Genomic DNA, 14,153 nt, shown 5'->3' on the forward strand with positions numbered 1-14,153 from the left:
GCATCATGGATTTCGAATTCAACGCAGACCAGGTCGCGCTGCGCGACAGCATTCGCCGCTACCTGAAGAACGAAGTGGCGCCGCGCATCAATGACTGCGAACGCGAGCGCCGCATTCCGCTGGATGTGCTTGCCGGTGTCAGCCAGTTTGGCTATATCGGCGGCATGCTGCCCGAAGAGGACGGTGGCCTGGGCCTCGACTTCATCACGTGGGCGATGATGCTCGAGGACGCCGGCTACTACTGGGGCTCGCTGCGTACCATCGTCAACATCACCAACGTGTTCGCGCGGCTGGTGAGCCAGCTCGGCACGCCGGAACAGAAGGCCCGCTTCCTGGCACCAGTCATGGCCTGCACGAAGGGCGCGTGCGTGGCCTTCAGCGAGCCGAACCACGGTTCCAACCCGGCCGGCATCGAAACCCGCGCCGAGGACAAGGGTGACCACTACCTGCTGAGTGGGTCGAAGCTGTGGATCACCAACGGCGTGGCGGCCGACTATGTGATCGTGCTGGCGCGCCTGCACAGCGCCACTTCGAACGGCGGGCACTCGCTGTTCCTGCTGGACAAGGCGGAAACGCCGATCGACGCGCGGCTGGTCGACAAGATGGTGCTCAAGGCGTCGGGCACGTCGGAGCTGTTCCTCGATGGCATCCGGCTGCCCAAGTCCAGCCTGTTGGGCGAGGAGGGCGGGGCGCTCAAGGCCATGTCGGTCGGCCTCAACTACGGGCGCATGAACATCGCCATGGGCGCGGTCGGTGCCGCGCAGGCAGCGCTGGACCTGTCGGTCGAATACGCGAAGACGCGCAAGCAGTTTGGCAAGACCATCGGCGAGTTCCAGCTCGTGCAGAAGCACATCGTCGACATGATGGTGCGCGTGGAAGCGGCGCGGGCGCTGGGCTACAAGGCGGCCGTTACGCTGGAGAAGGGCTTGCCGTCGCGCATCGAGTGCTCGATTGCCAAGCTCTATGCGGCCGAGGCCGCGCATGAAGTGGCAAAGATCGCCATCGGCGTGCATGGCGGCCTGGGGTACTCCACCGAGTATCCGCTTGAACGCATCTTCCGCGATACCAGTGGCGGGCTCATTCCGGAAGGCACCGCGGAAATCCAGACGCTGATCGTCGGGCGCGAAGTGCTCGGCATGTCGGCCATCGCGTAAGGAGGCCGCTATGCAATCCCTTTCGCTGTCTGCGCTCGAAGGACTTCGCTACTACTGGGAAGACATGGAGCCTGGCATGGCGTTCGACACCGCCAGCCGCACGATTACCGAGGCCGATGTCGTGAGCTTCGCCGCGCTGAGCGCGGACTACAACCGCGTCCATGTGGACGCCGAGTACGCCGCCGGCACCGCATGGGGCAAGCGGATCGCGCACGGCATGCTGGTGGCGTCCGTGCTCTCGGGCCTGAACACGCGCACGGTCATCAACCAGCTTCTGGAGCCATCCATTGTGGGGCTGCTCGAAGTCAGCTTCCGCTTTCCGAAGCCCACGCTGATCGGCGACACCATCCGGGGCCGCATCGAAGTGGCCGGCTGTCGGGAAACCTCGAACGCCGGGCGCGGAATCATCGACTTCCGCCGCCTGGCGATCAACCAACGCGACGAAGTGGTCTGCGAGTGCAACGCCCGGATGATGGTGCTGCGCCGCCCGGCCGCCTGACGACCGATACAAGAAGGATGTTCCATGGTCACCACTGAAATTGGCTACACCACGCTCGACAAGATCACCGTACGCGGCCAGGACTTGTCGAACGACCTGCTGGGCAAGCTCGACTTCGTCGAGATGATGATGCTCACCATCCTCAACCGCGTGCCGGACGAGCGCGAGAAGCGGATGATCAACCTGATCCTGGTCACGGCCTGCGACCATGGCCTGACGCCCAGCGCCATGAGCGCGCGCCTGACCTACCTCGGCGCGCCCGAGGCGATGCAGGCCGCGGTCGCGGCGGGGTTGCTCGGCGCGGGCAGCGTGTTCCTCGGCACCACGCAGAACGCGGCGGAACTGCTGATCAATGCGGCGCGCGAGCTGCCCGAGGAGGCTTCGGACGAGGCCGTCCTTGCGTGCGCACGTGAGGCCATTCGCGTGGCCCGCGAGAAGAAGCAAGCCATCTATGGCGTCGGCCACCCGATCCACGTGCAGGGCGATCCGCGCGTGCCGACGCTGGCGCGCGTGTCGCGCGAGAACGGCTGCTATGGCAAGCACTGGCGCCTGATGATGGCCATCGAGACAGTATTCCGCGAAGAGATGGGCAAGAACCTGCCAATCAACGCGGTGGGCGCCATCGGCGCCATCATCGGCGACATGGGGCTGGACCCGCTGCTCGCCCGCGGCTTCATGCTCGTGGGCCGTGCGGCCGGCCTGCTGGCGCACCTGTACGAGGAACGCCAGCAGCCGATCGGGCAACAACTCTGGGACCTGGTGCTGCAACAGGATCCGCGCAACGAGATCCCGGTGCGCAAGGCGAAGAACGGCTGAACTGGTCGTCGAAGCCGGATCACGTAAAGCCCGGGCAGACGCACAGGGTTGTGAATCCGGCCGCTCACACCCAGGTCAGCGTTGCCTCCGTAAAGAGGTGACCGGGCATCAGGTAGTCGCCGTGTTCAATGGCAAGCGCCTCCAGATTGCGCAGCGTATCCTCAGACAGCGCGGCCATGTCGAACCTGCAATAGAGGTAGCGCTGCCTGAATGTGGGCTTCTCCATGCACAGGCCGCGCACCAATGCTTCAGGGGATGCCACGGAGATATGCTCGACGGCGCGATACTGGACGTCGACACCGTATTGACGCCCGAGTTGCTCCAGTTCAAACGCATCCTGCCATGCGTTGTCGTAGTCCAACTCGAGCGTGCCGGCAACGCGACCATGAATGTGTTCCACAGCGCTGGCTCGGTCGCGTGCGGTATAGGTGCTCATCGTGGCCCTCCCAATGCCGTCAGTCGAGCTTGATCTTTGCCTCCCTGATCAGGGTGCTGAATCTGGCCTTCTCCTGCCGGATGTATGCGGTGAAATCCGCCGGCTGGGACGCGGTGGCGCTGAATCCATAATCCCCCAATACCTTGACCGCCTTCTCCGAAGCCAAGGCCTTCGCGACTTCATTCCGGATACGTTGAGTCAGGTCGGCGGGCATTTTCGCCGGTCCCCACAAGCCGTACCAGGAAACCATCTCGAAGCCGGTCAATCCCGACTCCGCAACAGTCGGAACGTCCGGCAACGCGGCAATGCGCTTCGCACTGGTGACGGCAAGCGGCTTCAGCTTTCCACTCTTCACATGGGGCAGCGTCGATGGCAAGGCATCCACCATGGCATTGATGTGTCCGCCCATGACTTCTGTCAACGCCGGAGCCGTACCCTTGTAGGGGATGATCTCGAACTGGAGTTTGCCGTCGTGCTTGATCGCTTCTTCGGCAAGGTGGCTTGCCGACCCAACGGCCGAGGTGCCAAAGGTGTACTTCCCGGGCTCCTTGCGGATGGCGGCCATGAATTCCTTGAGGTCCTTTGCAGGAACACCGGGATGCGCTGTCACCAGCATGGGGACGCTACCCAGTTGCGTGATGGCCGTGAAGTCCTTTTCGATGTCATAGGTCGTTGTGCTCATCAGCATCGGGGTCGCCACGAAGGTCGATGCCTGCACAAGCAAGGTATATCCGTCCGGCGCAGAGGTCGCCACCAGCTTGCTGCCGAGCGTTCCGCTGGCTCCAGGCCGGTTATCGACAAGGAATTGCTGGCCGAGGTTTTCGCTCAGGCGTTGCGCAACAACCCGCGTGACAGCATCCACGGTTCCACCTGCGGGATACGGCACAACGATTCTGACGGGCTTGCTGGGGTAGGTCTGGCCGAAAGCCAGCGTGGCGACAAGGCCAACGCCTGTGGCCAGAAGCGCTTTCAAGATACCTGTCATTGTTGTCTCCTGATATTGACTTGCATGCTTGCCGCTCTGCCTCGACTGGCGAGCGTCCAGAGCAGGGATTCTGCGTCTGCTGTGTTCGTCTGAGTCCTTGCGTTAAACAGGTATGGCGCCGACTCAGAAGACATGCTTGATACCAAGCATTGCACCAAACTGGTTGCCGCCCGGTGCCGGCGTACTGGTTCCGGCGGCGCTGCCGCTACTGACTGACATGGCCAATTGGCCCCGGTTATCAATGAAGCCAGTCGTGAGATAGGCGGAGGTTCGCTTGGAGAAGGCGTAGGTTCCGCGCAGGGCCGCGAGCCATGCCTTGTTGGCACTATGGTTGAACCCCAGGTAGTAGATCTGCCCCGCGAGATTGAAGGCGGGCGTCATGTCGTACGCCAGGCCCGCATAGTAAAGCTGGCTGTGGGACGTGGTGCTGCCCTCATTGTTCCGGAAGGTACCACCGATGCCGAGCTTCGCCTTGGACAGTACCATATAGCCCCCAAAGTGCAGGCGGTCATCCTTGAGGCCGCTGTTCACCAGTCCGCCTGCCGCACCAGTGCCCCCGCGCAAGGAATCATAGGCGGTTGCCAGTCCCCACCAGCTTGCGTCATACCGCAGCATCACTGACCATTCCCGGCAGGCCTTGCTGTCGGCGGGATTCTCTCCGGCGCAATTGGTGCCCGCAGGGTTCTGGCCAGCATTGACGGTGTCGCGCCCGAGGCTGTATGTCGCACCGACAGTCAATCCGCCAAATGTACCCTTGTAGGCGATGGCATTATCCGCGCGGGCGTTGGGCCGGTAACTGTCTAACGAGTTGGCGCCGTAGATGTTGGGCCCCAATACGTCAGAGTCCAGCGTCGACCAGAAGGTCATGGTCCACTGCCGGCCGAAGGAGAGTTGTCCCCACTGATTGCTCAGCCCGACAAAGGCCTGGCGACCGAACAGGCGTCCTCCCTGGTTTGAAGATCCGGAGTCGGCAGCAAAGCCGGATTCCAGGACGAAAACAGATTTCAGCCCGCCGCCAAGGTCTTCCGTCCCGCGCATCCCCCAGCGCGAAGGCACGGTGGCGGTCAGGTTCGGCATCCGCACGACGCTGTCCTTGCTGGCGCCGATATTGTTCACATACTCGACCCCGGTGTCGACGAGGCCGTAAAGCGTCACCGATTGTGCCGAAGCGAATATCGGTGCGGCGCAAAAAAGGCCCGCGTACCATTTCCCGCAACTCCTCATGGGTGTCTCCTTGTTATGGCGAGTCGTTACAAACTTATGAAGGGCAGGCGAGCGGCGTCCTTCCATCGCCGGGCGCTCGATACGCTTTCGAGTGTCCGGCTGCATGGAAACGGAGTCCGATGATCGCCGTGGAGTGTCTGACGGCAGCGATCTGCGCCGCTGCTTAGGCAGTCAGCCAGTCAGCCAGTCAGGGTGAAATCTCTTCGAGCGGGCGGTTGGTGGTTTCGGTCATTCGGGTGGCCGCGACAAGGCCGACCACGCAGGCAGCCGCAAACATCAGGAAGACGGTGGCAATACCTTGTCCCGTCAGTACCATGCCGACAACGGCCGGTGCGGTGGCGGAGGCAGCTCGCAGCCATGACGTTGCCAGGCCGGTTCCGATCGCGCGGATACGCGTGGGATAGATTTCTGGCGTGTACAGGTACAGCAGCACCGTCGCCGAACCCATCACTGCATAGGCCGAGGAAGCCAGCAGCATGACCGACCAGGGGCTGGCGGCGCCGAACGCTCCCAAAGCGGCGAGCAGTATGCCGCTGACCACGAAACACCCGATGGCCCATCGGCGACGACCCACGCGGTCCACCGACAGTGCACAGACAAGAACGGCACAGGTGCTGAGCACGTTGGACAACGAGGCCATGTGCAGCGACTCCTGCAATGGGAGGTGATAGACCGTCTTGTACAGGCTTGGCAACCAGTTATTGATGCCGTTTGCAACGAAATAGGAACTCGCCCACAGCAGCCATACCACCACCGTGCGGCCACGATAGAACGGCGAGAACAGCTCCTTCCAGTTGCCTTTTTTCTGCGCCTGGAGGCCTGCGTACAGTTGCGAGATGCGGCGGTCCATCTCTGCCGCGTTGTGCTGCGGATCGATGTTCCGCTTGGCGGTGCTGGCCTCCATTTCGCCAATCACGCGCTCTGCGTCGTCGAAGCGGTTTTTGCCGATCAGCCATCGCGGTGATTCCGGCAGCCGCATGATCAGCAGTGCCACGATCAGGCCGGGTATCCCGCCAACCAGGAACATGTATTCCCAGCCAAAGCGCGGAACCAGGAAGGCGCCTGCCTGGGCCGCCAGCATCAGGCCAACGGGGAAGATCAGCTCATAGAGCAGGAAAAAGCGGCCCCGGCCATGGGCTTGCGACAGTTCATTGATATAGGTTGCCGCAACCGGTACCTCGCCGCCGACGCCGATGCCCTGGATGAAACGGCACAGGAACAGCATGTGAAAGTTGCCGGCAAAGGCGCACGCCACACTCATGACCGACATCAGGCCCACGGTCACGGTGGCGCTCGGCACCCGGCCCAGGCGCTCGGCCAGCCACCCGAAGCATAGTGCGCCGATGACCTGTCCAAGGTACCCGGCAGCGATCAGGACCCCGATCTCGCCCGGCGACAAGTGCCAGAGCCCAACCAGGACCGGCATGACAAACGCCAGTGAGAGCGCGTCGAATGCATCGAACAGGGTGGCACTGCCCATGACAATGCGGGCCTTGGTGTGCCACCTGCTAATGGGAACGTTCTCGATGCGAAAGAGAAGTTGCGCTGCCCGCTGCCGCGGATCAAATGGCGCACGGCTTGCCGCATCGCTCCTGCCACTGTTGTACATGGGTGCGGCCGTAGTGGTGTCCATGCTGTCTCCAAGTTGACTGGCTCATGGTGTGCGAGCACCGGCCATCTTTTTCTTATGTCGTCGGCTTCTGCTGTCGCCTTTCTTGCGACCGGCGTCGCAGCCCGCGACAGGGGCAGCGCCGGAGGCGCAACGTCAGCGTGAAGCCTTGAATTTCTCCCGTTGTGCCGACTTGCCTGCCGGCTGCGGCATGACGGGAGAATCCAATCGCCGGGCTCGGGCCGGCTGGCGGGCACAGCCTAGTAGCTGGACCCGCCGTCGTTCAGTCAACGATGCCGGCAGCGCGCATGGCGTTGGCGATCTCGATCTCGGCGCCGGGGGCCAGCGGCAGCAGCGGAGAGCGCACGGTGGCGTGTTCCAGGATGCCGCGTGCCACCAGGGCGTGCTTGAGCGCCACAGTGCCTTCCATGTGCGAGCCGCGGTGGTAGACGTTCTTGGTGACCGGCAGCAGGCGATCGTGGATGGCGCGGGCGGCCTTGTAGTCCCGTGCCTTGCCGGCCTTGATCAGATCGACCAGCAGTTCTGGTGCGATGTTGCCGTAGCCCACCAGCAGACCGTCCACGTCAAACATGGTGTGCAGCAGATATTCGTCGTGACAGCTCAGGATCTGCAGATCAGGGCGCTCGCGACGAATCACGGGGATCTCGGTGTCCCAGCGGCGCATGTTGCGCACGCCGTTCTTCATCGCGAACACGCCGGGCTGCGCCGCGATGTCGAGCTGGGTTTCCAGGTCGTAGGTGCACTTGGTTGCGTCGGGGTACTGGAACAAGATCAGCGGCAGCCCACTGGTCTCATACACCTGGCGGTACTTGTCCTGAGGCGCGCCCTTCTGGTAGCCGAAGCGCAGCCAGCCGTGAGAGGGGTAGAGCAGGCCAGCGGACGCGCCCGCCTGGACCGCGCGCTTGGCTTCCTCGGCGGCCACCTCGGTGCCTTCCAGCGTGATGCCGGCAATGATGGGAATGGCGCCATTGACCGCCTCGACGAAGGTTTCGATGACCTTCATCTGCTCCGCCTGCGTCAGAAAGGTGCCTTCGCCCGCGTGGCCGAGCACGGTCAGGCTCTTCACGCCATCGATGCTGCCGAGCCACGCGCCCAGCTTCTTGCAGGCAGCGTAGTCCACCGCGCCGTCGCGGGTGAAGGGCGTGACGGGGGCAGGGTTGAGGCCGCGGAGGTCGATGTTTTTCATGTCACTTCCTGTATGAGTATGGAGTTCACCGGGTGCCGGATGCTTTGCCCGGAGCGCCCGCCGCTGCTGGTGTCTCCATCACGTTGGCGGGCATGTGAGGCAGTCTAGGAGCGGTCGTGACATGCCGGAAGTGTCATGTTTGACATTTCAGATATACTGGTTACGTATAGCAAGAGAGCCAAAAGTGAGCCAAGGCGAGCGATGAACTACTCCGCATGGAAACTGTTCCTGGCGGCTGCCGACCTGGGCAGTCTGAGCAAGGTCGCTCAGTCTTATGGCACGAGCCAGCCCCACATCAGCCGTCAACTCAATGAACTTGAACAGGAATGCGGGGGGCGTCTGTTCCAGCGTACGGGTCGCGGGGTCGTGCTGACTGAATTCGGCGAGCGTGTGGCGCCCAAGGTCCGGGCGTGGGTGGCAGGCACGGATCAACTGGTCAACGACATCCACTCGACCTCAGGCAAGCCGATCGGCACGGTTCGCCTCGGCATCCTGCCTTCCACCGCGCATCCACTGGTCAGCACGCTTTATTACCGCCTGAAGGAGCGCTATCCCCTGGTGCAACTCAGTGTGCGCGAGGGGCAGGGCGCGCAACTGGAGAACTGGCTGGAAGCTGGACACGTCGATCTGGCCATCTTGTTCCGCCATAGTCCGGTGCCCAGGCACGGCGACGTGTACCTGGTTGAAACGGCGACTTACCTGGTGGGCGCAGAGGGCGACGACGTGACCGCCAACCCGACGGTACCGTTTTCAGCACTGCAGAATCTGCCTCTGGTGATGTTCTGCCGACCCAATAGCTGGCGCGACCGGTTGGATCAATTGGCACTGGAGCACGGCGTTGCGCTGAACGTCGCAGTGGAGGCCGATTCGCTGAGCCTGCAGACCCATATCGTCGCCGACGGGGGCATGTATGCCCTGCTGGGGCCGTACGCCATCTCGAACGCTGGCCGGGATTGCCGCTTGCAGGCTTCAAAGATCATCAATCCACAGATTACGCGTCATATTGCGTTGGCCATGTCGCGCCATGGTGAACTCACGCTCGCGTGCCGCACCGTTATGCAGCTTGTTCGCGAGATTGCGCAAAGCGGAGGGCCGGAGTTGACGGGGCGCGGCATCGAGGTCCCGTCCACGACAGGGTGACCTGGCAGTTCTCGCTGAGTTGCGCCGGCCGCGGTTGGGCCGCCCTCGACCGTGTCCTTCGGATCCTCCATGACTGAGCCTCGCCTGACCTTCCTTGACCAGAATGAATGGGAAAACTGGTTGACGCAAAACGGCCGTACCTCGACCGGGATATGGCTGCGCCTTGCCAAAAAGGGCGCCGGGCAGCCAACCTTGACTTACGCACAGGCGCTGGAGAGTGCCCTTTGTCATGGCTGGATCGATGGTCAAAAGCAGACTGAAAGTGAAGAATACTGGTTGCAACGCTTCACTCGACGCTCCGCAAAAAGTATCTGGTCCAAGCTCAACAAAGACCGGGCCGAAGCGCTGATCGCCGCGGGCAGAATGCTTCCTTCGGGCATGCGGGAAATCGAAAAAGCCAAAGAGGATGGCCGCTGGGAAGCTGCCTATACGTCGGCCAGCAACTCGGTCGTGCCGGACGACCTGCAGGCCGCACTGGATGCCAATCCCAAGGCCAGCGCGTTCTTTGCGACGCTGAACGGCCGAAACCGCTACGCCATCCTGTTTCGGCTACAGAACGCCAAAAAGCCCGCAACACGGGCGCGCAAGATCGAGGAATTCATCGGCATGCTCAATCGCGGCGAGACCATTCATCCCTAGACCAGGGGAGCGATCGCCGACGAAAGTCGCCGGGCGATGCCGAACTCAAGACTAGCAACCCGCAGCGCTCTATCGGACCGGTGGTCTCACCCCATCGCCACCACACTCGACAGCAACGTCTTCACCAGCACCGCCTGCCTCGTCGCCCCCGTTTTGGCAAATATCCCCCGCAAATGCGCTCGGGCCGTATTCTTCTTGATCCCCAGCCGGCCGGCGGATTCGTCGAGCGTCAGCCCGTCCATCATCAGCAGCGCGAGTTCGATCTCCGTAGGCGTCAGCCGGAACAGCTTGCGCAAGCTCGCATGCGCATTGCGCGGCGATCCCGCCGGATCGCGGATGAACACGGCCACGGCAGGCCGCCGTGCCTTGTCTTCGGCCCGATAGCTGAGCGGAATGGGCCGTACCAGCACGCTCAGCGGCGTCGCCACCGCGGGCCGCGTGAGTGTGGTGACTTCACTGCGCGATGCCGCCAGTCCGTGGGCTTCGATAGCTGCATCCACGATCTTGCGGAACGTGCGGTTCTCCACCGGATTGTTCGCCTGTAGCGCACCGTTGCAAAGACAAAGGCCGTCGCGTGCCCGCAGCAGCCGCCCGGCGACGTCATTGGCCTTCATCACCTTGCCGTCTTCGTCCAGGATTACGGTGCCGACCAGCAGGCGGTCGACCGCATCGGCGTACAGGGCGCGCTCGGACTCGAGTACGTCCAGCGCGGCGTGCAGGTCCACGGCGCGCTTCAGGTGGGGCAGTAGATCCGCTAGCAGCGTCCTGCCGGCAACGCTGAAGTCTTCCCCATGATGGCCGCGGCTGATGAACAGCGCACATTCCACACCGTTCGGTGTCCGCAGGTTGGCCGCCAGGATGTAGCGCAGGTCCAGCGGCTGCAGGTATTGCAGATAGAAGGGATGCGCGATCCATCCCGCTTCGCCGAACAGTTCGTCGGCGCTGAAGATCTGGTCGGGGTGCAGGTTCAGGAACGGGCACAGCGCGTAGTACTGTTCGCTATAGGAAGGCTCGCCCGGCAGGTGCGGTCCAAATGGCGATGCGTTGACGATCAGCCCGGGCCGGTCGGTGGCGGGGTGGCGCAGCACCAGCGTGACGAAGGACGCGTCGAGCCGCTCGCGCACGCTTTCGAGAAAGCCGGCCCACGGTACCGTTTCGGTCGGGCCCTGGTAAAGCTGGCCGAGCAGGGCGCTCAGCTCGCTGGCCGGCAGGGCGGCGGCGTCGTGGGCAGGCAGCATGGTCGCGGATCCTCGGGGTGCTGAAGCGAAGGAAGGCGGGGCAAGGCCCGCCTTCCTTCATCCTACGGATCGGCGCCGACGGCTCATCGTCCGTTTGTACTAGGCGCCCCGGATTCCTGCAGACCCGTTTCCCGCAGCCATGCGACGATGCGCTCGGCGGCCTGTTCGGCCGTATCGGCCGTGGTGTCGATGCGGATCTCGGGGCGCTCGGGCGGCTCGTAAGGCGAGTCGATGCCGGTGAAGTTCTTCAGTTCACCGCGCCGCGCCTTGCGGTAGAGGCCCTTGGGGTCGCGCTGCTCGGCTACGTCGAGCGGCGTGTCGATGAAGACTTCGGCAAACTCGCCGTCGCCGGCCAGTGCGCGCGCCATCTCGCGCTCCGAGCGGAACGGCGAGATAAACGACACCAGCACCACGAGACCCGCATCGAGCATCAGCCGCGCCACCTCCGACACGCGCCGGATGTTCTCCACGCGGTCGGCTTCAGAGAAGCCAAGGTCCTTGTTCAGGCCGTGGCGCACATTGTCGCCGTCGAGCAGGTAGGTATGGTGGCCCAGCGCGTGCAGGCGCTTTTCCACGAGGTTGGCGATGGTCGACTTGCCCGCGCCGGAAAGCCCGGTGAACCAGACAATGCGTGGCGCCTGGTGCTTGAGCGCGGCATGCGCGCGGCGGTCGACGTCGATGGCCTGCCAGTGTACGTTTTGCGCCCGCCGCAGCGCGAAGTGCAGCATGCCCGCGCCCACGGTGTTGTTGGTGAGGCGGTCGATCATGATGAAGCCGCCCAGGTCGCGGTTGCGCGCGTATGGGGCGAACGCGACCGGCTGGTCCACATGCAGGTTGCACACGCCGATCTCGTTCAGTTCCAGCGTGCGCGCGGCCAGGTGCTCGAGCGTGTTGACGTTGACCTTGTACTTGGGCTGGGCCACGGTCACGCTGACGGTGCGGGTGCCCAGCTTGAGCAGATATGGGCGCCCTGGCAGCATGGCGTCCTCGCTCATCCAGACCAGCGTGGCTTCGAACTGGTCTGCCACCTCGGCCGGGTCTTCCGCGCATGCCAGTACGTCGCCGCGGCTCACGTCGATCTCGTCGGCCAGCGTCAGCGTCACCGCCTGGCCGCGCATGGCATGCCCGCACTCACCATCGGCGCCGACGATGCTGGCGACGCGGCTTTCCCGGCCGGACGGCAGCGCACGTACGCGGTCGCCGCAGCGGATATCGCCCGCGCTGATGGTGCCGGCAAAGCCGCGGAAATCGAGGTTGGGGCGGTTGACCCACTGCACCGGCAGGCGGAACGATTCGTCCTGCGCCGGCGCGCGGTCGACTGGCACGCTTTCGAGGTGCGCCATCAGCGTGGGCCCGTGGTACCAAGGGGTATTGGGACTCGGTTGCGTGATATTGTCCCCATGCAGCGCGGACATCGGAATGCAGACGATGTCATTGAGGCCGATCTGCCGCGCAAAGTCCCGGTACTCGGCTTCGATGCGGTCGTAGACCTCGCGCGAGTAATCGACCATGTCGAGCTTGTTGATGGCCACCACCACGCGGCGGATGCCGAGTGTCGACATCAGGTAGCTGTGGCGGCGCGTCTGCGTCTGCACACCACGGCGCGCGTCGACCAGCAAGATCGCGAGGTCGGCGGTGGACGCGCCGGTCACCATGTTGCGCGTGTACTGCTCGTGCCCGGGCGTGTCGGCGACGATGAACTTGCGCTTGTCGGTGGCAAAGAAGCGGTACGCCACGTCGATGGTGATGCCCTGTTCACGTTCCGCGGCGAGGCCATCCACCAGCAGCGCGAAGTCGAGGTTCTCGCCTTGCGTGCCCATCTTCTTCGAATCGGCTTCGAGCTGCGCGAGCTGGTCTTCGAACAGCATCTTCGATTCATACAGCAGCCGGCCGATCAGCGTGCTCTTGCCGTCGTCGACGCTGCCGCAGGTGATAAAGCGCAGCAGGCCCTTGTGCTGCTGGGTGTGCAAGTATTGTCCGATATCGTCATTGGCCGTGGCTGGCACGGCTTCACTCAGCGTTTCCATCAGCGCTTCCATCAGAAGTACCCCTCTTGCTTTTTCTTCTCCATCGATCCGGCCGAATCGCTGTCGATCAGCCGTCCCTGGCGCTCCGACGTGGTGGCCAGCAGCATCTCCTGGATGATCCCGCCCAGCGTGTCCGCTTCGCTGTCGATCGCCCCGGTGAGCGGATAGCAGCCCAGCGTGCGGAACCGCACCTTTCGCATGGCCGGCGTTTCGCCGGGGCGCAGCGGCAGGCGCTCGTCATCGACCATGATCATCGTGCCGTCGCGCTCGACCACGGGACGCTCCTTGGCGTAATACAGAGGCACGATGGGGATCCTGTTCAGGTAGATGTATTGCCAGATGTCGAGCTCGGTCCAGTTCGACAGCGGGAAGACGCGCAGGCTTTCGCCCTTGCGCTTGCGCGCGTTGTACTGGCGCCAGAGTTCGGGGCGCTGCATCTTCGGGTCCCAGCGGTGCTGGGCGGTGCGTACCGAGAACACACGCTCCTTGGCGCGCGACTTTTCCTCGTCGCGGCGCGCGCCGCCGAAGGCGGCATCAAAGCCGTAGTGGTCGAGCGCCTGCTTCAGCCCCTGCGTCTTCCAGATATCGGTATGCACGGCCGAACCGTGTTCATGCGGGCTGATGTTCCGCGCTAGTCCATCCGGGTTGATATGCACGCGCAGATCCAGCCCGAGCCGCTCGACGGTCTGGTCGCGGAACTCGATCATTTCGCGGAACTTCCACGTCGTGTCGACGTGCAGTAGCGGAAAGGGCGGCCGGGCGGGATGGAAGGCCTTCATCGCCAGGTGCAGCATGACGGAGCTGTCCTTGCCGATGGAATAGAGCATGACGGGGTTTTCGCATTCCGCCACCACTTCCCGCATGATGTGGATGCTCTCCGCCTCCAGTTGCTCCAGGTGGGTCAACATCGAGATCTCCTCTTCGTTTTGCCGACACCGTCCATCGATGCCTGGCATGGGGAGAAGGTAGCTAGCGGGGGGCTTTGGGGGCTTCGTCTGGGTGGACTAAGAAATTTTGGGGGGGCGGGATGCAGGTTTGGGTTCAGCGCTGAATTGCGGGGTTGTCGTTCTTGGCGGGCGCCGCGGTTTCGCCGGCGTAGCCGGCGAGTCACTTTTGTCCGAGCGACAAAAGTAACCAAAAACGCGTTTTGGTTGCCCCAAAGGGGCGAATTTTTATCGT

At 63.4% G+C, this 14,153-nt stretch carries 13 protein-coding genes; 5 read left to right on the forward strand and 8 right to left on the reverse strand.

The window, feature by feature from the left end; all coding sequences use genetic code 11:
• The first annotated feature begins 5 nt into the window (after positions 1-5).
• Genes KHO41_RS37700 through KHO41_RS37710 form a run of 3 tightly spaced genes read left to right on the forward strand, consistent with a single transcriptional unit; the run spans position 6 to position 2,469 of the window.
• Positions 6-1,154 (forward strand): acyl-CoA dehydrogenase family protein, encoded by a 1,149-nt coding sequence (locus KHO41_RS37700; protein WP_211958323.1) that lies wholly within the window; start codon positions 6-8, stop codon positions 1,152-1,154.
• A gap of 10 nt (positions 1,155-1,164) precedes the next feature.
• Complete coding sequence (locus tag KHO41_RS37705; protein WP_211958324.1) at positions 1,165-1,653, forward strand: MaoC family dehydratase; 489 nt, start codon at positions 1,165-1,167, stop codon at positions 1,651-1,653.
• A 24-nt stretch (positions 1,654-1,677) separates the two neighbouring features.
• Positions 1,678-2,469 (forward strand): citryl-CoA lyase, encoded by a 792-nt coding sequence (locus KHO41_RS37710; protein WP_211958325.1) that lies wholly within the window; start codon positions 1,678-1,680, stop codon positions 2,467-2,469.
• A 64-nt stretch (positions 2,470-2,533) separates the two neighbouring features.
• On the opposite strand, the gene KHO41_RS37715 is transcribed toward KHO41_RS37710, so the two are convergent.
• From KHO41_RS37715 to KHO41_RS37735, 5 genes are all read right to left on the reverse strand, one after another.
• Positions 2,534-2,905 (reverse strand): PHA-granule associated protein 4, encoded by a 372-nt coding sequence (locus KHO41_RS37715; protein WP_211958326.1) that lies wholly within the window; start codon positions 2,903-2,905, stop codon positions 2,534-2,536.
• 19 nt (positions 2,906-2,924) lie between these two features.
• Complete coding sequence (locus tag KHO41_RS37720) at positions 2,925-3,890, reverse strand: Bug family tripartite tricarboxylate transporter substrate binding protein (RefSeq protein ID WP_244874217.1); 966 nt, start codon at positions 3,888-3,890, stop codon at positions 2,925-2,927.
• Between the two features lie 123 nt (positions 3,891-4,013).
• Positions 4,014-5,114 (reverse strand): porin, encoded by a 1,101-nt coding sequence (locus KHO41_RS37725; protein WP_211958334.1) that lies wholly within the window; start codon positions 5,112-5,114, stop codon positions 4,014-4,016.
• A gap of 187 nt (positions 5,115-5,301) precedes the next feature.
• Positions 5,302-6,747: an MFS transporter gene (locus KHO41_RS37730; RefSeq protein ID WP_211958327.1), complete on the reverse strand. Its 1,446-nt coding sequence runs from the start codon at positions 6,745-6,747 to the stop codon at positions 5,302-5,304.
• Between the two features lie 259 nt (positions 6,748-7,006).
• Positions 7,007-7,930: a dihydrodipicolinate synthase family protein gene (locus KHO41_RS37735; RefSeq protein WP_211958328.1), complete on the reverse strand. Its 924-nt coding sequence runs from the start codon at positions 7,928-7,930 to the stop codon at positions 7,007-7,009.
• Between the two features lie 201 nt (positions 7,931-8,131).
• On the opposite strand from KHO41_RS37735, the gene KHO41_RS37740 reads away from it, so the two are divergent.
• Together KHO41_RS37740 and KHO41_RS37745 are read left to right on the forward strand one after the other, a co-directional pair.
• The gene (locus tag KHO41_RS37740; RefSeq protein ID WP_211958329.1) at positions 8,132-9,070 is read left to right on the forward strand and encodes a LysR family transcriptional regulator; all 939 of its coding nucleotides are present in this window, start codon (positions 8,132-8,134) and stop codon (positions 9,068-9,070) included.
• A 69-nt stretch (positions 9,071-9,139) separates the two neighbouring features.
• Complete coding sequence (locus tag KHO41_RS37745; protein ID WP_211958330.1) at positions 9,140-9,709, forward strand: YdeI/OmpD-associated family protein; 570 nt, start codon at positions 9,140-9,142, stop codon at positions 9,707-9,709.
• A gap of 86 nt (positions 9,710-9,795) precedes the next feature.
• Here KHO41_RS37745 and KHO41_RS37750 read toward each other — a convergent pair whose 3' ends face one another.
• From KHO41_RS37750 to cysD, 3 genes are all read right to left on the reverse strand, one after another.
• Positions 9,796-10,947: a helix-turn-helix transcriptional regulator gene (locus KHO41_RS37750; RefSeq protein ID WP_211958331.1), complete on the reverse strand. Its 1,152-nt coding sequence runs from the start codon at positions 10,945-10,947 to the stop codon at positions 9,796-9,798.
• An 83-nt stretch (positions 10,948-11,030) separates the two neighbouring features.
• Positions 11,031-12,974 (reverse strand): sulfate adenylyltransferase subunit CysN, encoded by a 1,944-nt coding sequence (cysN, locus tag KHO41_RS37755; protein ID WP_211958335.1) that lies wholly within the window; start codon positions 12,972-12,974, stop codon positions 11,031-11,033.
• An 11-nt stretch (positions 12,975-12,985) separates the two neighbouring features.
• On the reverse strand, positions 12,986-13,930 hold the full coding sequence (cysD, locus tag KHO41_RS37760) for a sulfate adenylyltransferase subunit CysD (RefSeq protein ID WP_211958332.1): 945 nt from the start codon (positions 13,928-13,930) through the stop codon (positions 12,986-12,988).
• Between the last annotated feature and the right edge of the window lie 223 nt (positions 13,931-14,153).

This window comes from Cupriavidus numazuensis, from assembly GCF_905397435.1.
Taxonomy (GTDB): Bacteria; Pseudomonadota; Gammaproteobacteria; order Burkholderiales; family Burkholderiaceae; genus Cupriavidus; species Cupriavidus numazuensis.

Coding starts and splice junctions, on each gene's coding strand:
- KHO41_RS37700 (WP_211958323.1), top strand. CDS start 6: ATGGATTTCGAATTCAACGCAGACCAGGTCGCGCTGCGCGACAGCATT.
- KHO41_RS37705 (WP_211958324.1), top strand. CDS start 1,165: ATGCAATCCCTTTCGCTGTCTGCGCTCGAAGGACTTCGCTACTACTGG.
- KHO41_RS37710 (WP_211958325.1), top strand. CDS start 1,678: ATGGTCACCACTGAAATTGGCTACACCACGCTCGACAAGATCACCGTA.
- KHO41_RS37715 (WP_211958326.1), bottom strand. CDS start 2,905: ATGAGCACCTATACCGCACGCGACCGAGCCAGCGCTGTGGAACACATT.
- KHO41_RS37720 (WP_244874217.1), bottom strand. CDS start 3,890: ATGACAGGTATCTTGAAAGCGCTTCTGGCCACAGGCGTTGGCCTTGTC.
- KHO41_RS37725 (WP_211958334.1), bottom strand. CDS start 5,114: ATGAGGAGTTGCGGGAAATGGTACGCGGGCCTTTTTTGCGCCGCACCG.
- KHO41_RS37730 (WP_211958327.1), bottom strand. CDS start 6,747: ATGGACACCACTACGGCCGCACCCATGTACAACAGTGGCAGGAGCGAT.
- KHO41_RS37735 (WP_211958328.1), bottom strand. CDS start 7,930: ATGAAAAACATCGACCTCCGCGGCCTCAACCCTGCCCCCGTCACGCCC.
- KHO41_RS37740 (WP_211958329.1), top strand. CDS start 8,132: ATGAACTACTCCGCATGGAAACTGTTCCTGGCGGCTGCCGACCTGGGC.
- KHO41_RS37745 (WP_211958330.1), top strand. CDS start 9,140: ATGACTGAGCCTCGCCTGACCTTCCTTGACCAGAATGAATGGGAAAAC.
- KHO41_RS37750 (WP_211958331.1), bottom strand. CDS start 10,947: ATGCTGCCTGCCCACGACGCCGCCGCCCTGCCGGCCAGCGAGCTGAGC.
- cysN (WP_211958335.1), bottom strand. CDS start 12,974: ATGGAAACGCTGAGTGAAGCCGTGCCAGCCACGGCCAATGACGATATC.
- cysD (WP_211958332.1), bottom strand. CDS start 13,930: ATGCCAGGCATCGATGGACGGTGTCGGCAAAACGAAGAGGAGATCTCG.